This window comes from Thiomicrospira microaerophila (assembly GCF_023278225.1).
Classification (GTDB): Bacteria; Pseudomonadota; Gammaproteobacteria; order Thiomicrospirales; family Thiomicrospiraceae; genus Thiomicrospira; species Thiomicrospira microaerophila_A.
Window position 1 is genome coordinate 1824558 of record NZ_CP070959.1, and the last position, 21588, is coordinate 1846145.

Genomic DNA, 21588 nt, shown 5'->3' on the forward strand with positions numbered 1-21588 from the left:
ACGATCTTAATGTTTTGCATGCTCAGGCAACTCAGGCTAAAATCCTTCCTTCCTTACTTTTAAGAGACGACTGATGAGCAAACGTAAACTCAGCGATCAGCAAACACGACGCCTGAATCAAAAACGTCATAAAAGCGACGCAGCCTCTAACACTGATTTAGAACCAGGCCTGGTAATAACCAATTTCGGTAAACGCTTGCTAGTCGAAACAGAAAAAGGAGAAATTCTGAGTTGTGCCATTCGCCAGCATCTTGGAAAATTAGTCGCGGGCGACCGGGTGTTTTGGCAAGCTGACATAGAACCCGGCACAGGTATTGTAAGTGAAAATCTGCAGCGCCATAGCCTACTCTCACGCCCTGGCTTTAGAGGTCAAACACGCATGGTTGCTGCCAATATTGATATTATCGGCATCGTTGCACCGATTGAACCAGGCATTCACCCAGATATGATTGACCGCTACTTGGTTGCCGCAGCTCAGCTTAAACTGCCCTGCGCACTGATTATCAACAAAACTGACTTATTAACGACCGATGAAGACTGGGAAAATCTAGCTGAAATTCTATTGCCCTATGATGAGCTTGGCATAGAAATCATCCCAGTATCAAGTCAAGTTGAAGATGGTCTAGAAGACCTAGAGGACTTTTTAAATAACAAAACATCGGTTCTTGTCGGCCCCTCAGGCGCTGGGAAATCATCACTAATTAATGCACTGATCCCAGACTTAGATATTCGAACCAGTCAATTATCTGAAGCAACAGGACTGGGAGTGCATACCACAACCAACAGCATCCTTTATCACCTGCCTAAAGGCGGTGATATTATTGACTCACCAGGGGTACGCCAATTTAGCCCCGCAGCCTGTAGTTTAACAGAATTGGAAAGTTTCTATAGTGACTTTGAGCCCTTTTTAGGCCAATGTAAATTTCATAATTGCAGTCACACAATAGAACCGGACTGTGCTATCAAACACGCGGTGGAGCAAGGTGATATTGCTGAGAGCCGTTACCAAAGTTTTCAACGCCTGCTAACAGAGTTTAAAACTCAAACCGGCAACAAGCCATCTAATAACTAAGCAACCAAATACACTGAAACTAAATACAGTAAAACCGTGGTCGTACCGATCACGGCCAGCCAAAACATAAATATCCACGCGAGGGGTTTGGGGTTATTAACCAGCTTCAGCACATACCAACTAGCTAGGGTTGCCAGCATTATAATTAACCATATCTTTACGATCGCCATATAAGCGTCTCCTTTTATAAGATGCATCTATTGTAACCGATTATCAGTTCAAAAAATAAGGTCAAAAAATTGACTTTATTGAACCAATCAATTAAAACTTGATGCCAACCTATAAAAAAATTTGATGGTAAATAGCCCTGTTTTTCCCTGATCTAAAGCCTCCCTAGCTTGACTTAACACCCAAATATCAGGTCTAATAACAGTCAGGGATTTCCCGAATTTTTTTATCGTGCTTTTAGGAGAGTGCAAAATGAAAAAAACAATGATGGCTGCAGCAGCAGCGGGCTTAATGACTTTCGGTATGGCAGCTCACGCAGGTGACGTTGCTGCTGGTCAAGCTTCTTACTCAACCTGTATGGGTTGTCATGGTATGCAAGGTCAAGGCGGTGTAGGTCCAGCTGTTAAAGGCCGTGACGCAGGCGAATTAGCAGCATTGCTAAAACGCTACCGTGCTGGTGAGCAAGTTGGCCCTATGACAGGAATGATGGCTGGCTTTGCAGCAGGCTTATCTGATGCTGACATTGCTAACTTATCAGCTTACATGTCACAAATGTAATCTTGCAATTACATTGAAAAAAACCGCCATTTGGCGGTTTTTTTATTTAAAGCCAAGTTTTATAGACTATAATCAAAAATAGGCTTTTTAATGGAGACATACAAAATGAAAAAAACAATTTTTGCCGCTGTTGCTTTAGGTTTATTTAGTTCTGCAAGTTTTGCCATGCAACCCCCTGCCAAAGCGAATACCTGTATTGGTTGTCATGGTGTTGACGGCAATAGCGTAGTACCCAATTTCCCCAAAATAGCCGGGCAACATGCTGCCTACCTAGAAAAAGCACTTAAAGACTATCGTGATGGATTTCGCAGAGATGACTCTATGGCTGCATTTGCGCGTGGCCTAACTGACCAAGAAATTAAAGATCTTGCAGAGTTTTATTCTAAGCAAACACCAAAATAAAATTCTTAAATCGATTTATTGGGTGTAGATATAACGCCTACACCCTTGTCATATCTTAACTCTAAAATGGACAACCCATCGCACGAGCATTTTCTTTTACCCGCTCACGCTCTAGCTTATCTTGCTCATCATTAAACCCATCTCGCTCATACCAGCCTTGGCTATGTTGCAAAATAAGATCAGATAACGCATCCAAGTGATCTTCTCGACTATTCAATGCTTTGATATAACTGAACTTTTCGCCCCCAGCTTCTTCAAAGTACTCTCGGTTTTCGCCATCAATTTCTTCAATCGTCTCTAAACAATCCGCTGAAAAACCTGGGCAAATAACCTGCACATGCTTTACACCCTCTGAGGGTAAGGCCTTCATCGTCGCATCAGTGTAAGGCTTAATCCATTCCTCTTTACCAAACAAGGACTGAAAAGTAACTCGATATTGGTCCTTACTCAAACCAAGCTCTTGGGCAACTAAGCGAGAGGTCACATGGCATTCACAGTGGTAAGGGTCACCATTATCTAAATAACGCTTCGGCACGCCGTGGTAAGACATGACTAACAAATCGGGCTGACCATGCTGTTGTTGATGCTCTCTAATCGAATTTGCTAAGGCTTTGATATAACCAGGATGACGATGGTAATGATTCACAAACCGAAGCTCAGGCAACCAACGCCATTTCTGCAGTACCTCTGATAACTTATCAAAGGTTGAAGCCGTTGTTGCGCCAGCATATTGAGGATACAAGGGCACAACTATTAGCCTTTGCACACCTTGGGCTTCCAGTTTCTTGAGCGCTGACTCGATAGAAGGATTGCCATAACGCATCGCCAATTCAAATACAACCTTACCCTTGAAATGAGGAGTCACGCGCTGTTTTACACCTTCTAACTGGCGGCGAGTGATATCAAGCAAAGGCGAACCCTCACCCTCAGTTCCCCATACTTCTTCGTATGCCTCAGCCGACTTTGCCGGGCGTGTATTTAAAATAATGCCATTGAGTATAAGCCACCAAAGCCATCGAGCGGGTGGAGGCTCAACAACTCGTGGGTCCCATAAAAACTCTTTTAGATAAGGCTTTAACGCTTCTTTGGTTGGCGCATCTGGGGTGCCAAGGTTTGTAATCAAAACACCTGTAGCCGCCTCGTCGCCATGCTTATAGTGCGTATTATTGTGATAAAACATTGCCGCCTCTTCAGTTTGTTGGTTTACGTTATTGTATAGGATTTGTATCAAATAACAAGTGGGATAAAGCATTTCACAATCAACAGGCAAACAACTCAAAAAGTAACAGAAAAATACCAAACAACCCAACACCAAAAATACAACTATTTACTTAGCATGATTATTCTAGTAGTATATTTTTACTTAATAAATTAACGCAATATAAAAGTCTAATCCATGAAAGTTAAGACTAAACAACAAGGCTTTACACTCCTGTTAATCATATTAATACTAGGCCTGCTGGGTGCGGCCGCACTGGCACACAACTTCCAGCCAAGAGCAAGCCAGCTCAAACTTCAGTATGCAGAAAAACAACTCAACCTACTCTTAAATGCAAAAAACAACCTAATGATCTACACCGCGTCAACGCCAGAAATCTACGCCACTAATACCAATGGCGTTTTCTACGCCAGTGACCGCGTTCCCTCCCCCGGCTACTTGCCCTGCCCTGACTCAAATCAAGATGGTGCAATGAACACCCCTTGCGGCCAAGGAAACGAAATAGCTTATGGCATACTACCCAAGGGAATTGCCAGCAGACATTTTCGGTTCAACCCATCTGAATTACAAACCATTTACTATGTAGTAGATAGCCGCTATGTTATTCAAAACAGTGACTTTAACAACCCACCAACTCAACGCTTTGCACCTCTCAATTCCAACCACCCTGGAGATGGGCGTATTACCGTTGGTAATCAAAGCAATATTATTGCTTTTATCTACCTTGATAAAAAAAGTCCTGATGCATTTTTAGCTCCGGGTTCAGATACTGTATTTTCGCGGCCTGAGCATTTTATAACGCTAAGTCATCAAGAATGGCAAAATGCTATTCGGTTACGCGTTAAACCTCAAGCTTCATGGTTATGCGCCTTGCCTGTGCAGCAACCCCACTGGTTTAACGCCTGCCATAACTCCTCCGGCCAAAATGGTATCTGCCCGCCTTTGCTGGATGGGCGACCTGAAAACCCAGTGGGGGCTAACTGGCGAGCACTGTTATGCTAAAGCACAGAGGTTTTAGCTTAATCGAAGTGATGATTGCGCTAGTATTGATAGGGCTCGTCATTCAAACAGCCAGCTCAGGCATTAGCCAATACAGAACCACTTCTCTTTACCAATCCACCGAATTACACCTTGCGCAAATTAAACAGGCACTTCTAAGTCATCTGAGCATTCACGGCTACCTTCCCTGTCCTGATATTAATCAAAATGGCTATGAAAATCGCCATGCAAATGGCCAATGTTCCAGCCACCAGGGCGCTCTGCCTTATTTAGAGTTAGGAGGAGTGGGTTACTTAGATAGCTTTGGCCAACGCTTTTTTTATGCGATCAACACCCATGCAACCAGTAACACCTCGGCCAACAATCAACGTCTAACCTGTCGATCCGCCAGTCTTTTCGCCAGACATGGTAGTATTAGCAACCTGTTAAGCCAGTGCAATCAGGATCAACGAATGCATTGTACTGAAACTCAATGCCTTCACCATTGCTCGGGTTCCTGCGTGAACATTAATATTGAACGAAATCAACCACCCTACTTTAGTCGAATCACACCACCACTAGGTACGAGTAGCGCTTTAAACGGAGCACTGAGAGTTTGTAACACTGAGGCAACTAATTGCAGCAACACTACTCCCCTGAGCCATCTAGCAGGCAACCAGCTGCCTGCTGTTATAATTAGCTATGGAAAAAATGGTCGAGAAACATGGCAAAATTGCTCTAACGCCAACCCCAGAGAACAAACCAACTGCAATGGTGATCGTTACTTTCAGTTAGACGGTCACGATGATGCCTTCGACGATATGCTGGTCTGGCTGACCATCCATGAAATAAAGACACTCAGCCACCTACAACTTGATTGGTATCAGTAACCCACCAAGTTGTATAGATTTTATAAACCCCCTTAAAAATTTTATCTATTTGCCAATCTTATACTCAAGCGTAAACTTGCAACCTACGCCATCATAATTTAAAAAAACAGAGCGAATTAAATCAAGAGGAATAAAACAAATGAAGAGCATTTCTATGAAGCTGCTGATGCGCATGCTGATTATAAGCGCGATAGGTTTAACAATCGGTTTAGCGATTATTTTTAAATCCAGTCTCGAATTAAGAAAACATGCCGCCCAATCCTTATCTGAAAAACTCATGACTCAAGTATCAACGATTATCGATGCCAAAATCGATACCTCACTGTCCACCATCCGTGCTTTTGTTTCGGCCAACCCACAATTAGGTGAGTTATTTCTAACTAAAAATTATCAAGAAATGCACCGGATTGCGAATCAAGTATCCGCCGACTTTGCGGCGACCACTAATCACCGTGGTTTAAGTTTTGTTGCGTTTGATCAAGACAATCAAATTTTTATGCGCTCATTTGCCAAGCTCCCTGATCCGGCAATCGGACGCAAAGCACCTCGTGACTTTTCTGCCTTACTATCTGGACGCGAAGCGAATGCCGCGATGATTGATTTATCCGGTGTGGGTTTATTTATCACGGCTACCGTGCCAGTTCAAGCTAGCTCCGCTTCCGATCAAATTGTTGGCGTATTAGACATTCGTGCCGGACTTGGATCCGTTACCCGCGATATGTTACAAAACAATGCTTACTTTCTTGCGGTAATTAATGACAAAGGACTCGAACGCTGGGAAAAAGCAAAAGAAAATACTCAAGTGGGTTCTTATTACTTGGCCAATTCGCGTTGGTTTGCCGATTCCCTTGATTGGTATCAAGGGCTAGATATAGATCGCGTCATCCAACAGGGTTTTGCTATTCAAAATAACAAAGTTATAAGTGCTAGCCCGATTAAGGATAGCGAATCTCAAACCATTGGTTACTATCTAATTGGTATCAACGACAACCATTCCGAAATGATCGAGGCTATGAGCAGTGTTAATCAGATTATCACGCTTATGCTAATCCTAATGATCACTTTAATAACCGCGATTATGCTACTGCTTTGGCATGCCAGCCATCAAATTATTAAACGCCCGATTGAATCAATCTCACTTGCGATTCGCAATGTAGCTGAAACAGGCAAATTAAATGTTAGCTTTAACAACACGACAAAAGACGAAATTGGAGATATGACCCTTGCATTTAACTCGTTGTTATCTCAAGTTGACCAAGCCCTAAGCGAAGCCAACAATACAGTAGCCGCAATTGCAAAAGGGGACTTTAAAACTGAAATGCAAGGTGAATACAAAGGCGATCTCGCTAAACTCAAAGACGGCATCAATGGATCAGCACGCAGTGTTTCCTTTATGATGGATGAACTGGCGAAGGTGATGCGTGCACTCGAACAAGGGCAGTTTAACGTGCGCTTAGACAAAAAAGTGGCGGCTAACTTCCGTCAAATGGTCGAACAAGCCCTAAGCTCAACCGAATTGGTAATTAACCAAATCAGTGATACGCTAGATGCCATGAAAAAAGGCCAATTTGATCATCGTGTCACAGCACCGGCGCAAGGCGAATTAGCCAAGGTGAAACAAGACGTGAACGAATCTCTTGAAGCCTTAGAAGCCGCAATTGCTGAGATTAACAGCGTAATGGCCGCCCAAGCCAATGGCGACCTCAGCCTTGTAGTTAAGGGGCAATACCAAGGCGAACTCGAAAAACTCAAACAAGCCATCAATCGTTCAAGCGAAGAATTTAACCAAATCGTGCACAATGCCATGGGGGTTTCAAATCAAGTCAACGAAGGAGCGCAAGAGGTTTCAAGAGGTGCAGATGACCTTAGCCAGCGTGTACAGCAGCAAGTCGCGATGCTAGAACAAACCTCTCAATCGATGGAAGAAATGAATACGGGTGTACAAAACACCAGCGAACATGCCGCCAAGGCCACGCAACTAGCGCTTGAAGTGCAAAACAAAGCACAACAAGGCAACAAAGTCATGACCAACACCCTAGAGGCGATGACGGAAATTCAAAACTCCAGTCATAAAATTGCCGACATCGTGACGCTGATTGATGGCATTGCATTCCAAACCAACCTACTCGCGCTCAATGCAGCAGTGGAAGCCGCACGTGCAGGGGAGCACGGTCGCGGATTTGCCGTGGTCGCCGGTGAAGTTCGCGCACTGGCGCAAAAGTCCGCTGAGGCCGCCAAGGACATTAAACACCTGATTGACGAAAGCGTTAGCCGCATTGATCAAGGCACGCAACTGGCTACCAGCTCAGGCGAAATGCTGGCAGAAATTATCCAATCGGTGGAACAGGTAACTGGCATGGTCAGTCAAATCTCCCAAGCCGCCACCGAACAAGCCGCTGGCATTCAACAGGTCAATCATGCGATTCGTCAAATTGACAGCGGTACCCAACAAAACGCCAGCTTGGTTGAAGAAACCAGCAGCGCCGCCAGTAATTTGAACGAACAAGCCCAGAACCTCTACCGCGATATGTCACGGTTTAAAACCAATAACCATCCTGTAAACCTTATAGGCCAGTCTAAATAAACTTAAACCTCACCAGGCCTGGTTGAAAAATCAGGCCAAAATTCGGTTTCAAGCCCGCTTTATCCTTCTTTTCTTGTTAGAATAATTTGATAATTTAATTAGAACCCCACAACCTTAAGGATGCCAGCATGTCACGTACCCTGATTAAACAAGCCACGATTGTGAACGAAAACCAGCAGCAGATTGCGGATGTGCTGATTGAAAACGGTCGTATTGCTCAAATTGCCCCACAGATTGATGTTAAAGCCGAGCTTGAAATCAACGCCGAAGGCTTACATTTGTTACCCGGCATGATTGATGATCAGGTGCATTTTCGTGAACCGGGCATTACGCATAAGGGCGATATCGGCACTGAATCACGCGCGGCGGTTGCGGGCGGCACCACCAGTTATATGGAAATGCCGAATGTGAATCCGCCCTCTGTTACCCTTGAAGCCTTAGAAGCCAAATACGCGATTGGCGCTGAAAAATCCTGGGCAAACTACTCGTTTTATTTGGGTGGCACCAATGATAACGCGGATGAGGTAGCCAAGGTCAATCCAAAAACCGTCTGTGGCGTGAAGGTGTTTATGGGCTCGTCAACCGGCAATATGTTGGTCGATCAAGAAACCGCATTACGCGCGATCTTCAGCAATAGCCCAATTATTATTACCACCCACTGCGAAGACACGCCAATGATTAAGGCGAATGAAGAGGCCTACCGCGAAAAATATGGCGAGGATGTGCCGATGAGCGCGCACCCGATCATTCGCAACCACGAAGCCTGCTATAAATCTTCGGCAATGGCGGTTAAACTCGCCAAAGAAACCGGTGCGCGTTTGCATATTTTGCATATCACCACTAAAGAAGAGTTGGATCTGTTCACCCCCGGTCCGTTGGCTGACAAAAAAATTACCGCTGAAGCCTGTGTCCACCATTTATGGTTTACCGATGCCGATTACGACACCAAAGGATCATTGGTAAAATGTAACCCAGCGGTCAAAACCCAAGCTGACCGCGATGCGATTCGCCAAGCGGTGATTGATGGCCGTATTGAAGTGATTGCCACCGACCATGCGCCACATACATGGGAAGAAAAACAAAACAGCTACTTTAAAGCACCAGCAGGCCTGCCTCAGGTACAGCAGTCGTTGAGCGCCCTGCTTGATCTATACCATCAAGGTGTATTCACGCTTGAGCAGATTGTCGATCGCACCTCACACAATGTTGCGCGGCTGTTTGATGTGCAAGATCGTGGCTTTATCCGTGAAGGTTATTGGGCGGATTTAGTATTGGTGGATTTAAACAAGCCGCATACCGACACCAAAGAAGCCAACCTATACAAATGCCAATGGTCACCTTGGGAAGGTCACACCTTTAAATCCAGCGTGATAAAAACGCTAGTCAATGGACGCGTGATGTACGACCAAGGTCAATTTGCCGAGTTCGTACCAGGTCAACGCTTGTTATTTAATCGTTAAGGAGAACGCTATGGCATTAACTTCGATGAATCCGGCAACCGGTGAAATACTGGCCGAATTCGAAGCTTGGGATCAGCAACGTTTGGACTTAGCCATTCGTCGCGCATCGGCTGAGTTTTTAGAATGGTCTCAGCTCACCTCGATAGAAACACGCTGTGAGCTGATGAAAAACGCGGCGGATATTTTACGTGAACAACAAGATGAACTGGCCAAACTGATCACCCTTGAAATGGGAAAATCCATTAATGAAGCCAAAGCCGAAATCGAAAAGTCGGCTTGGGTCTGCGAGTTTTATGCTGAACACGGCCCTGATTTCCTCGCCGATGAAACCATTGAAACCGATGCGCACAAGAGCTATATCTGCTATCAACCGCTGGGACTTGTACTGGCGGTAATGCCATGGAACTTCCCCTTTTGGCAAGTGTTTCGTTTTGCCGCACCGGCGTTGATTGCTGGAAATATTGGGCTATTAAAACACGCTTCTAATGTGCCACAATGCGCGCAAGCGATTGAGCAGGTATTTTTAGAAGCCGGTTTTCCGCCCTTTGTGTTTACCAATTTAATGATTGGCTCCGATCAGGTTGAAAGCGTGATTCGCCACCGATTTGTGCGCGCTGTCACCCTCACTGGTAGCGAAAACGCCGGACGTAAAGTGGCGGCGATTGCCGGAGAAGAACTGAAAAAAACCGTGTTAGAGCTGGGTGGTTCGGATGCGTTTATCGTGATGAGCGATGCCGATATTCCTGCCGCCATTGAGGCCGCTGTGGCCAGTCGTTACTTAAATATGGGGCAAAGTTGTATTGCGGCCAAGCGCTTTATAATCGACCAGTTTATCTATGAAGAGTTTATTACCCGCTTAAAAACCGCCGTCGAAGCCAAATTTGTTGAAGGCGATCCGCTTGACCCGGCCACCACGCTTTGCCCGATGGCACGTCAAGACTTGTTAGACGAACTGCATCAACAGGTGAAAACCTGTGTCGATTATGGCGCGCGTTTAATCACCGGCGGTTACCAACTCGAACGCCCCGGCTGTTATTATGCGCCGACCATTTTGGCGGACATTTCTAGCGCGATGCCTGCCTATCACGAAGAGTTTTTTGGCCCGGTGGCCTTGATTTTTAAAGCCACTGAACCCGCGCATGCCGTTGGTTTAGCCAATGCCACCCAATTTGGCTTGGGCGGCTCGGTCTGGTCGGGTGACCCAGCGACCGCAGAAACCATGGCATTGCGCATGGAATCCGGTGCGTGTTTTGTTAATGGCATGACCAAATCCGACCCACGCTTGCCCTTCGGTGGCGTTAAAAACTCAGGCTACGGTCGTGAACTGTCCTACCACGGCATCCGCGAATTCACCAATGTTAAGTCAATTTGGATTAAATAATTTCGAATAGATACCAAGACCACCAGGCCTGGTGGTCTTTGGCCAGCAAAGGCTTAAAGGATTACCACTTAGGAGATACGCGGAAAAACAGGGTTTTTAGATATTCTGTTTCCGGTATCGCGGGATGAATCGGGTGATCCGGTGCTTGGCCTGCTTGATCAAATAACGTAACGGTACGATCTAAATGACTGGCGGCCGCTTGAACCTGACTAATCAAGGCCTCACGTGGCATGTGATGCGAACAAGACGCGGACACCAACACCCCATTGGCTTCAACCAAACGCATCGCTAATTGGTTAATTTTTCGATAACCTTCTGAACCGGCTTTAAAATCTTTTTTACGCTTAATAAACGCTGGTGGATCGACAATGACCACATCAAACTTTTCAGCTTGTTGCGCCAAGGCGGTGAGTACCTCAAACGCATTGCCCTGATAACTGGTGACCTTATCGGCCACACCATTAAGCTCGGCATTGGCATGCACACCATCTAACGCGAGTTCAGAGGCATCGACACAAGCCACTTCGCTGGCACCGGCCACGGCTGCCAACACGCCCCAACCACCCAAATAACTGAACACATCCAGCACGCGCTTACCCTTGACCAATTCGGCACAACGCGCCCGCCCTGAACGATGATCATAAAACCAACCGGTTTTCTGCCCACCTAAACCGGGAATGACAAATTTTACGCCATTTTCAATCAACTCAACCTGCTCAGGCAATTCGCCACAGGCCACAGCTTGATAACGTTCCAGACCTTCCAACTCGCGGCTCGCGCTATCATTACGCCACACCACCGCACGCGGATGATAAAGATTAATCAGCACTTGAAGAATATCGTCTTTAAACGCCTCCATGCCTGCTGTGCCTATTTGCACCACAAACACATCATCAAATCGATCGATCACCAGGCCTGGTACCCCATCGCTTTCGCCAAAAGCTAAACGATAATAAGGCTTATCATAATTCATCTCGCGTAATGCCTGCGCTTGTTGCAAACGTTTTTTAAAAAACGTCATGCCAAGCTGATGTTTAGTGTCACGGCTAAACACCCGCGCACAAATCAAACTGTTTGGGTTCACATACGCCAACCCAAGCGCTTTACCATTACTGGCCTCAACCACCACCTGCTCACCCGGTGTAAAGTTCTTTAACGGTGTGGCTTGGCTATCGACCTCGTTGCTAAACACCCACATGTGGCCTTGCTTAATTCGACGGTCTTCATTTTTCTTTAAACGTAGCGATTGAAAATTAGCCATCGATTTCCGCCTGATAATCTTCGGCAATCATTAGATCGTCAAATTCCGACATATCGTGCGGCGCAATACGGAATAACCAACCGCCATCATAAGGTTCATCATTCACCAACTCAGGCTCATCGACTAGAAATGGATTCACTGCCACAACTTCACCACTTACCGGCGCATGGATATCGGATGCGGTTTTAACCGACTCAATCATCGCGACATCATCCCCCGCACTAACATCAATCCCAATCTCCGGTAAATTGACATTCATGATATCGCCAAGCGATTCCTGCGCAAAATCGGTAATCCCGACAACGATTAGACCCTCTTCGTCCGGATAAGCCCATTCATGGGTTTCGGCATATCTTAAATGTTCTGGTAGTTGACTCATGGTTTGCTCCAAAATGATGAATAATAAACGATCGAGATATCATACCATGCGCACAAACTGCAGCATAAAATTTGACCAAGCAGTTATCGGATTTGAATTTGATTTCGACCGCCATTTTTTGAGGCATACAAGGCTTTATCAACCCGTTTTAAAACGGTATTATAGTTATCACCCTGCTGAATCTGAGTCAATCCAAAGCTGCAAGTGATACGATGCGAAGGCAAGGCATCGAAATAATATTGCGCGATTAAGCTCAACAAACGCTCTGTCAGAATTTTCGCGTTTTCCATGTCTGTGTCAGGGAGCAATACAATAAATTCTTCACCGCCAAAACGACAGAATAAATCACTTTCACGCAACTGCCCCATCACCAACAAAGTCAGCTCTTTCAGCACCTTATCCCCCACATCATGTCCATACTGATCATTGATTGACTTAAAGTGATCAATATCAAACATCATAATACACAAAGACAGGTCATGCCTTTTAGCTCTGGCTAGCTCATGAGCTAAGTTTTTATTAAAAAATAAACGGTTTCCGATACCAGTCAATTCATCGGTTTGTGATAACTGAACCAGCTTAGTTTGCGCTAACTCCAACTCACTGATGTCCTGCATCGCGATAGTATAACGACCAAATACTGTTTGGTTAAGGGGCTGAACCTTGATAGCGAAATAATGAGCTTGACCATGTTGAACAATTTTGGCTTTGTGCACGACCTCTGGGTGGTTTAGGATATATTGAATCCAATAGACGCCGTTTATTTCGCGTTGAAGCAAGCCTTCACCGGGTTCAAAAAGATCACAAACACATTGGTAGCGTTTGTGAAAGGCGGTAAGGCTATCAAACTCATCAAAAAATTCAAAGAAATGGCCGTTAGCATAGATAATGTGATCTAAATCACTAACATATAAAATATCGGAAGCCGAATCAATAATCTCTTTGTAGTATTGCCCTTGTAACGCGACTTGCTGACGGCTTAACAGCAACAAGCCCAACAAAACCAGCATCACCAACACAACCGCCGATACCAGCATAAATCGTGATTGCAAATCATCAATTTGATGAAAGTTAATCATATCGGTAGGAACAAACAGCACCCAATAACCCTCAACCTCCTTTTCGACATTAAAAATAGGAACGGGGTTAATCATATAGTTGTCTTTGAGAAGATAGGTTTGCTCAGTTAAAAACTGAGACAGCTCAATGTCTTTTAGAAGACCAATCCAACGTTCAGCAGGTTGGGTATTTACCAGATAATAGTCGTCGATAAACACACCTGAGCGAGCAAGTGTCAATTGATCTCGGTATCTTCTATCAGCCAACACCAGTGAGGGATAACCCTTTTCTGTCATCTGATTAACAAGTGGTTGAAATTGAGAAATCACCTCAACCACCCCCAACAAAACACCCGACTCAAATACAGGTACCGTCGTTTTGAATGACATGGTAAACAGACCAGTGCTTATGCTAGTGCTTGGTGTTTGATGTGGTCCAGCTAACAATCCACGCAGATCACTGCGTACTTCTATAAGAGAATCTCCGCGCTTATCCGTCCAACTGCGGGCAAGGCTGATGCCATCTCGGTTGACCGCATGCAGCCAGATACTGTTAATGCTTGATTCGCGCTCAATTCTATCGGCTACTTGCTTGAGATCATGCTGATAGTCGCAACACTCACTAAGCATTAAATTTTTAATGTTTGGATTTTCAGCCAACATCAATGCTAATGCCACAGAGGCATTTTTTTGTTGCTGAATAAGAAGATTAACCTGATTAGCGGTTTCTTGTGTGTAATGTTGAAATACTGAATCACGCAGAGAAGTGGCTTGTTGTTTGTGGAACATCGCACCCCATAAAGCAAATAATAGAACGCCTAGCAGGACAATGGCTATCCAAACCTTATAACGACCTATTACATGTTGCATATGAGTTATGGCTCTTAAGTTTTTATACTGTTTCTATTATGCCTCAGGCTAGAATCTTTACCGATCAATTTTACTTATCAAGAAATAAGTTTCTCTAAAAAATCCCAGGTTTGAGCCAAACGAACTGATCTATAGCGCTATGCTTTTAAATGAGTGCCCACAAAATTCATCAAACCTTTATAGGGCATCGGCTTAGCAAAGTAATAGCCTTGGAAAAAATAGCACCCCTGCTCTATCAGCAGTTCACAATCTTCCCGCGTTTCGACGCCCTCTGCGAGCACCTCTGCATCCAAACTACGCGCCATCACAACAATACTTTTAATCAAAGATTTAATCGTCGGATCAAGCGTTAAACTTCTAACAAAACTTTGATCAATTTTCACCTGACGAACAGGTAAACGATGAACCAACGACAAGGAAGAGTGTCCGGTACCAAAATCGTCAATTGAAAACTCCACCCCTGCTTGACTTAAACGATTCATCTTATCAACCGCATCTTCAATATCAACGACCACCACGCTTTCGGTCACTTCAAACTTTAACCGCTCTGCCAACACTTGATACCTAGCTAACAAGGCCAAAACCTGTTCAACAAAGTCCGACTGTTGAAACTGTCGAGCACTAACATTTACCGAAAGCGAAAGGTCAACCAGGCCTGGTTGTTGCGCCCAATCTCTGAGCGTAATACAGGCTTGTTGAATAACCCAATGACCTATGTCAATAATCGCACCATTGGATTCTGCGATGGGAATGAATTCCGCAGGTGAAATCATTCCTCTTTCAGGATGCTGCCAACGTAATAATAACTCAGCACCGATAATGCGCCCCACCTGATCAACTTGCGGTTGATAGTAAACTTCTAATTGGTTGAGTACTAAAGCCTGATACAAGTCTTTTTCTAGCAACAGGCGCTTCTCCAAGCAGGCCTGCATCTTTGGATCGAATAAACGAACGGTATTCCGACCGGCATTTTTGGCCTGATACATCGCACTATCTGCATTTTTTAATACTTCGTCCATCAAGGTTTGATGCCCATAAAACAAGGCAATACCAATACTGGGGCTAGAAAAATGTTGAAATTCACCAAAATCATAAGGCTGATTTAGGCTATCCCGCAGTTTCTCAGCTAAAAGTTCTGCCTCCAACGAAGCCTGCTCTAAATCCAAATCCAAGCCTTCTAGCAATACAACAAACTCATCGCCGCCCAAACGAGCAACAGTATCTGACTCCCTCAACAAACGCTTGAGACGACGTGCAACTTCAAGCAACATTTGATCACCAACATCATGGCCCTTGGTATCGTTTAAGGCTTTAAAATTGTCCATATCAATAAACAACACCGCACCATAGCGTTGCGTGCGATCAGATACCTTAATCGCATGCTCCAAACGCTCCATTAACAGACGACGGTTAGGCAAATCGGTTAATGGATCATAAAAAGCCAGTTTTTTTATTTTCTCTTCATCTTCTTTACGTTGGGTAATATCCAAAAAGGCACCGACATAATTAGTCACCCTTTTTTTAGCGTCATAAACAGCGGTAATGGTCAGCCACTCGGCAAAAATTTGACCATTTTTTCGCCGATTCCAAATTTCACCCTGCCAATGACCGGTTGATTTAAGCACTTGCCACATTTTTTGATAAAAAAGTGGATCTTGTCGTCCCGAACTCAAAATAGCCGGAGTTTTGCCCAAAACTTCTTGCTCACTAAAGCCAGTTAAACGCGTAAATGCCTTATTGACCTTCAGTATCCTAGCCTGGCTATCGGTAATCGTAATACCCTCTTGAACATCAAAAGCACTGGCGGCGATCCGTAATTCGTCACGATGTTTTAATAAATAAAAAATCGCTAACCCCAGTAACATAACAATCAAGGTCAACGCAGTTACGTTATTAATAAAGTCTTGCCTTATTCCATCTAAAAACGGCGCGGGGGATAGGCCGACTAAGTAAGCAGCGGTATCTCCTTTGAGATCATGTATCGCAATAAAGTTAGCAAGTTGCATCCCGCCATCAGCATAAAAAGGATAACCAAAACTACGTTTTTGGTTTAAATTGGCTAGCACTGAAAAATCTTGACGAAGACTAGTGGCCATTTTAACCAGATAATCGCCATATAAAGGTGACGCTCCGGGCAAGCTACGCTTCGGATCCTCTTCGAGCCAACCCTCAGCAAATAAACTATCGCCGTAAAAGTTCTGGTTTTCTGCAAAAATCTCTGCTTTCATTCTTGGGTGAATAATCAAAGCATAATCACGATCCGGATCTAAAAAAGCAATGTCTCGCCTTAGCGTTTCAAACATATTGCTAAACTCAACCGAACCAAGATGCTCACCTTTATAGATCAAAGGATAAACCGTCCTGAACCCCGGCACCACGCGACCTGCTTCGAAAGCCGCATAAATTGGTTCAAGGGTTTGATTCACTAATCGAAATGAGTGGCGCAAATCCGTTAAATTATCGCCATACTTTTCAGGTAAATGTAGCCGGATAAAACTAGTGTTGTCCGGCAATACAATATGAAACTGAAAAATGCCATCCTGTTTTAATTGCTGATACACCGGAGATAGTTTTTGTTCAACTTGATGTCGCGCCTCTGCTCGCAAAGCAGGCAACTGAGCTTGCTGCATTAAGGCCATTAAATCTGGTTGATTAATATAGGTATTAAAGTAAACATCCTTGCCTTTTTGCTGCAAATGCTGAACAGCCGTCCATGCGATATTAAGACTTGCTAATTGACGCTGAGTATATTGCTCTTGCTCAAGTGAAAACCTAGAATGGAAATAGCTTAACCCTGCCAACCAAATAACCAGCAGCATTAAGCTAAAAACAATACTTAATCTTAAACGGGTCATACTAGACCCTGACAGCCATTATAGACATCTTATCTGCAATCCTTAACAAATGCAGAGATAGCAAGGTGATAGAACAGGGACGGTTTTTTTAACACGATCATAAAAACTCAAAAACCAGATTTAAACTGAGGAAATGTCGGCAATTATAACAGCTTGCCGACCAAGTTAATGCCCAAACCTAATACTAGGCTCAAAGTTTGTGCAAATCACCCAACTCTTGTTCAAGTTGTCGCTTGTTATGTCCAGCAGGTTGGCTGAAACGTCCCAACCATTGATAGACCACCGGAATCACAAACAGCGTAAAGAAGGTGGCGATGGTGACACCCCAAATTAACACCACCCCAATCACATAGCGGGTTTCTGCGCCCGCGCCCGATGACATCACCAGCGGAATCGCACCGACTACGGTTGTAATCGCGGTCATCAGAATCGGACGCAAACGTAAACAACTGGCTTCAACCAATGCCTCCTTAAAAGCCTGACCCTTGTCGCGTAATTGATTGGCAAACTCAACAATTAAAATACCGTTTTTGGTGGCTAAACCCACTAGCATCACCAAACCGATTTGCGTGTACAAGTTGAGTGTTAAGCCGTGGTACCACAAACCCAATAAGCCCCCGGCCACCGCCAAGGGCACGGTAAACATAATAATAAACGGACTAACAAAACTTTCGAACTGCGCCGCCAAGACTAAAAACACCACCACTAAACCGAGCATTAGCACAAAGTAAATCGCATTACCGGAGGTTTGGAAGTCTCGCGATTGCCCTTTATAGTCAATCATCGCATCCGCTGGCAAATGTTCACGCGCCAAACGCTCCAAATGCGCCAAGCCTTCACCTAGGGTATAGCCTTCAGCTAGGTTGGCTTCAATGGTAATCGCACGCATTCGGTTATAGCGGTTGAGGGTGGCGGAATCCGCAAACTCTTCTATCGTCACCAAACTCGATAAAGGCACCAATTGTCCGGTGGTGGCTGATCTGACATAGATGGTATTCATGCTTTGCGGTGTGCGATAAATCTCGCGACTGGCCTCCAGAATAATATCGTACTCCTCGCCCTGGTCAACAAAGGTGGTGATGGTTCTTGAACCCAGTAAGGTTTGTAAGGTACGGCCAATTTCTAAGGTGGTCACGCCTAGGTCTGCCGCCTGTTCATAATCAATATTCACCCGTAATTGCGGCTTGGTTTCACGATAGTCGGAATCAATACCTTCAAATCCCGGATTATTCTGTTGTAACTGCTCTAACAAAATATCGCGCCACTGCGCTAACTCCTGATAGGTTCCACCGCCAATGACAAATTGCACCGGTTTTTGCACGCGTCCGCCGATGCCTTGGCGCATTACCGGATTCGCTCTAATTCCAGGCAAGTCGGCCAAGCGTGTTCGCACATCCTGCATGATTTCGCTTGCTGGGCGGCGTTCACTCCAGTCATTCAAAATCACAATCGCAATGCCGGTATTAAAAATATCGGTATTACCGAATGAGCGTGGACTTCTTACCAGTAAGCGATGCACCTCACCTGCCTCCACTAATGGCATTAAACGCGCCTCAACCTCCTCCAAATAGGTTTTCATATATTCATGGGTCGCGCCTTCAGGCCCAGTTACCATTACGAAAAACGCACCGCGATCCTCGCGTGGCGCATACTCTTCAGGTAGTTGCTGAATCAGCTGATAAGAACCATAGAGTGTCGCTGCAAACACCAAAGCAATCAGCCAAGGGAAACGCAACGCCAACGTGAGGGCAGGTCGATAGGCACGAATCCAAATATTCGGCCTTTCCGGGATAGTGTCTGGACTGGCATCCTGTTCGGTTAACAGGGGTTGGTTGGATTTTTTGGCTCTAAGTAACTTAGACGCCAACGCAGGTGATAGGGTCAGCGCAACTAAACTCGAAAAAATAACCGCTACTGCCAAGGTAATCGCAAACTCACTAAACAAACGCCCAAGCGTGCCTTCCAAAAAGCTTATTGGCACAAACACCGCGACCAAAACCAAGGTGGTTGCCACCACCGCGAAACCGACTTGGCGCGTCCCCAAAAATGCGGCCGCCAAAGGGGAGTAGCCTTTTTCGATATGGCGCTGGACGTTTTCCAGCACCACAATCGCATCATCAACTACCAGACCTATCGCCAATACCAAAGCCAAAAGCGTCAAAATATTGACAGAAAAACCCAGCATCCATAATACCCAGAAAGTCGCAATCATCGACACCGGCACCGTGACCAGCGGAATAATCGCCACCCTAACTGAGCGTAAAAACGCCAGAATCACCAACATCACCAAAATAATCGCAATACCAAGCGTTTTGTACACCTCGCCTATCGCGCTTTCAATAAATACCGAACTGTCGTAACTTGGCTTAATCGCCATGCCCTCCGGCAAAATGGCGTTAATCCGTTCAACTTCCTCTTTTACCACCCTAGCGACACTGAGCGTATTCGCGGTCGATTGCTTGATGACGCCCATCCCCACCATCGGCAAGCCATTGCCACGGAAAAAGGTGCGATTTTCAATCGAACCTTTTTCAATCCGTGCAATATCCGCCAAGCGAACTAAGTTATCGCCTGCACCGCGCTTAATCACCAGCCGCTCAAAATTCTCCGGTGTCAAAAGCTGGCGATCAACCCGCACGCTAAACGACATCTCCCGTAACGTCAAGGTACCCGCCGGAAGCTCGACATTCGAGGTTTGTAACGCATTTTCAATATCAGATACCGCAATACCGCGTGCGGCCATCGCATCCGCATCCAACCACAGACGCATGGCATATTCTTGTCCACCGCCAATCCGCACGCGCGCCACACCGTCTAATACCGAAAAGCGATCAATTAAATAACGTTTAGCGTAATCGGTGAGTTGCGGCACCGTCATGTTATCGGAAGTCAGGTTAAACCAAATAATCACGTCCTCATCGCCATCCACCTTTTGCACTTCAGGCATATCCGCGCCATCCGGTAATTGACGTGAGACCCGCGCCACTCTATCGCGTACGTCATTCGCCGCGGCATCAATATCACGATTCACATCAAACTCAATCGTAATCCGTGAACGCCCATCCATCGACACCGACTGAATAAATTGAATCCCTTCAACACCGGCAATTCGATCTTCGATAATTTTGGTAATGCGTGACTCAATTACCGCGGCTGACGCGCCGGGATAACCTGTAGTAATCGACACCACTGGCGGGTCAATATTCGGGTATTCGCGCAGCGGCAACTTTTCAAACGCCACCAAACCAAACGCCACCAGCAATAACGCCAAAACCGCGGCTAAAACCGGGCGCTTAACCGCCGTGTCCGAAATGATCATAAGCCTGCTTCCTGATCCGCCATATCCGATTTACGCTCAAGGCGTTCCAAGGCTCTGACTAACTGCCCCGGCCTGACTCTTAGCGCCCCCTCGCTCACCACCTTATCGCCTAGCTTTAAACCTGAAACCACTTCAACCAGGCCTGGTTGCCGCATGCCCAGTTGGACCTGTACACGCTGCAATTTATACAAGCCGTTTTCATCGGGGTTGAGTTTATAAACAAATTGACGTTCGGCAATCGGCACAATCGCGGTTTCTGGAATAAACAACACCGAACGGGGTTGTTGCTGTAAGGTCACCTTCATTAACATGCCCGGCATTAACAAGCCTTTTGCATTATCTAAGTTGGCACGAACCTGTACACTGCGTGTTACAGGATCAATCTGCGGTAGGATAGTTTCGATTTGCCCAGTGAATGCCTGCTGAGGATAGGCGTCAGTTTCTGCACGAACATTCAGGCCTGTTGCCAGCTCAGTTAAAAACCGACTCGGCACGGTAAAATCGAGTTTCATTTGCGACAGGTCTTTCAGGTCGGTAACTACCGTACCGGGGGTTAATAACGCACCCTCACTGACTTGACGCAAACCCACCTGACCGGAAAATGGTGCCACCAGCGTTAACTTATCAAGCTTGGCCTGCATCACCGCTTCGCGCGCCTTGGCTAGATCCCAGTCGCGCTTACGTTCATCCAACACCGACTGCGCCACATCGCCACGTTGAAACAAAGGTACAAAGCGGTCATATTGGCGCTGCGCATCCTGCGTAGCCACTTTCAACTCAGCCAGACTGGCGCGTTCTTCTTCGCTAAACAAACGTAACAACACCTGGCCTTTTTTGACCTGTTCGCCATCCTGAAAATGCAATGAACTCACCCGTTCAGTGACACTGACACTCAGCGCAACCGACTCACGCGCCGATAGTGTGCCTAAAGCATTAATCGTTTCGACAATCGTCTCGCCGGTAACCTGACCGACAATAACCTGCTGCGCATTCGGATTGGCAAAAGCAAAGAACGGTAAACTGACAAGCAACCAAACCCTTGAGAGATGTTTAAACATGATATAAACCTTTAGTATCTTTTGAATATTATTATTTTGTATAGGATAAACGAGATACAAAACTAGGTCTAAGAAT

16 protein-coding genes are annotated in these 21588 nt (G+C 45.5%); 8 read left to right on the forward strand and 8 right to left on the reverse strand.

Going from position 1 to position 21588, the window contains the following annotated elements; translation table 11 throughout:
* Positions 1 to 73 precede the first annotated feature (73 nt).
* A complete protein-coding gene (gene rsgA, locus JX580_RS08860; protein ID WP_248850184.1) occupies positions 74 to 1072 on the forward strand; it encodes a ribosome small subunit-dependent GTPase A in 999 nt (332 codons plus the stop codon).
* On the opposite strand, the gene JX580_RS08865 is transcribed toward rsgA, so the two are convergent.
* Positions 1069 to 1242 (reverse strand): hypothetical protein, encoded by a 174-nt coding sequence (locus JX580_RS08865; RefSeq protein WP_248850185.1) that lies wholly within the window; start codon positions 1240 to 1242, stop codon positions 1069 to 1071. The two genes, rsgA and JX580_RS08865, sit on opposite strands and share 4 nt — an antisense overlap.
* 250 nt (positions 1243 to 1492) lie before the next feature.
* Here JX580_RS08865 and JX580_RS08870 point away from each other — a divergent pair, with 250 nt between their 5' ends.
* Together JX580_RS08870 and JX580_RS08875 are read left to right on the forward strand one after the other, a co-directional pair.
* Positions 1493 to 1798, forward strand: coding sequence for a c-type cytochrome (locus tag JX580_RS08870; protein ID WP_248850186.1), 306 nt, complete (start codon positions 1493 to 1495; stop codon positions 1796 to 1798).
* 105 nt (positions 1799 to 1903) lie between these two features.
* Entirely contained in the window at positions 1904 to 2200 is a 297-nt protein-coding gene (locus tag JX580_RS08875) for a c-type cytochrome (RefSeq protein WP_248850187.1), read from the forward strand.
* Between the two features lie 61 nt (positions 2201 to 2261).
* Here the strand turns inward: JX580_RS08875 and hemH are convergent, their stop codons facing one another.
* A complete protein-coding gene (gene hemH, locus JX580_RS08880) occupies positions 2262 to 3380 on the reverse strand; it encodes a ferrochelatase (protein ID WP_248850188.1) in 1119 nt (372 codons plus the stop codon).
* Positions 3381 to 3596: 216 nt separating this feature from the next.
* Between hemH and JX580_RS08885 the strand changes: the two genes are divergently transcribed.
* The 5 genes from JX580_RS08885 (at position 3597) to JX580_RS08905 (ending at position 10712) form a co-directional block, all read left to right on the forward strand.
* Positions 3597 to 4421, forward strand: coding sequence for a hypothetical protein (locus tag JX580_RS08885; protein WP_248850189.1), 825 nt, complete (start codon positions 3597 to 3599; stop codon positions 4419 to 4421).
* Positions 4415 to 5287 carry a type II secretion system protein gene (locus JX580_RS08890; protein ID WP_248850190.1) on the forward strand — a complete coding sequence of 291 codons (873 nt, stop codon included), beginning with the start codon at positions 4415 to 4417 and terminating at the stop codon, positions 5285 to 5287. Before JX580_RS08885 ends, JX580_RS08890 begins: the two co-directional genes overlap by 7 nt.
* 139 nt (positions 5288 to 5426) lie before the next feature.
* Positions 5427 to 7871: a methyl-accepting chemotaxis protein gene (locus tag JX580_RS08895; protein WP_248850191.1), complete on the forward strand. Its 2445-nt coding sequence runs from the start codon at positions 5427 to 5429 to the stop codon at positions 7869 to 7871.
* A 128-nt stretch (positions 7872 to 7999) separates the two neighbouring features.
* Positions 8000 to 9331: a dihydroorotase gene (locus JX580_RS08900; RefSeq protein ID WP_248850192.1), complete on the forward strand. Its 1332-nt coding sequence runs from the start codon at positions 8000 to 8002 to the stop codon at positions 9329 to 9331.
* A gap of 10 nt (positions 9332 to 9341) precedes the next feature.
* Positions 9342 to 10712 carry an NAD-dependent succinate-semialdehyde dehydrogenase gene (locus JX580_RS08905; protein WP_248850193.1) on the forward strand — a complete coding sequence of 457 codons (1371 nt, stop codon included), beginning with the start codon at positions 9342 to 9344 and terminating at the stop codon, positions 10710 to 10712.
* A 61-nt stretch (positions 10713 to 10773) separates the two neighbouring features.
* Here the strand turns inward: JX580_RS08905 and JX580_RS08910 are convergent, their stop codons facing one another.
* The 6 genes from JX580_RS08910 to JX580_RS08935 form a co-directional block, all read right to left on the reverse strand.
* The gene (locus JX580_RS08910; protein ID WP_248850194.1) at positions 10774 to 11973 is read right to left on the reverse strand and encodes a class I SAM-dependent rRNA methyltransferase; all 1200 of its coding nucleotides are present in this window, start codon (positions 11971 to 11973) and stop codon (positions 10774 to 10776) included.
* Positions 11966 to 12352: a glycine cleavage system protein GcvH gene (gene gcvH, locus JX580_RS08915; RefSeq protein WP_248850195.1), complete on the reverse strand. Its 387-nt coding sequence runs from the start codon at positions 12350 to 12352 to the stop codon at positions 11966 to 11968. The genes JX580_RS08910 and gcvH overlap by 8 nt, the downstream gene beginning before the upstream one ends.
* 83 nt (positions 12353 to 12435) lie before the next feature.
* On the reverse strand, positions 12436 to 14280 hold the full coding sequence (locus JX580_RS08920; protein ID WP_248850196.1) for a sensor domain-containing diguanylate cyclase: 1845 nt from the start codon (positions 14278 to 14280) through the stop codon (positions 12436 to 12438).
* A 137-nt stretch (positions 14281 to 14417) separates the two neighbouring features.
* On the reverse strand, positions 14418 to 17135 hold the full coding sequence (locus JX580_RS08925; RefSeq protein WP_248850197.1) for a bifunctional diguanylate cyclase/phosphodiesterase: 2718 nt from the start codon (positions 17133 to 17135) through the stop codon (positions 14418 to 14420).
* A 190-nt stretch (positions 17136 to 17325) separates the two neighbouring features.
* Complete coding sequence (locus JX580_RS08930; protein ID WP_248850198.1) at positions 17326 to 20454, reverse strand: efflux RND transporter permease subunit; 3129 nt, start codon at positions 20452 to 20454, stop codon at positions 17326 to 17328.
* The gene (locus tag JX580_RS08935; RefSeq protein ID WP_248850199.1) at positions 20451 to 21512 is read right to left on the reverse strand and encodes an efflux RND transporter periplasmic adaptor subunit; all 1062 of its coding nucleotides are present in this window, start codon (positions 21510 to 21512) and stop codon (positions 20451 to 20453) included. Before JX580_RS08935 ends, JX580_RS08930 begins: the two co-directional genes overlap by 4 nt.
* Positions 21513 to 21588 lie beyond the last annotated feature (76 nt).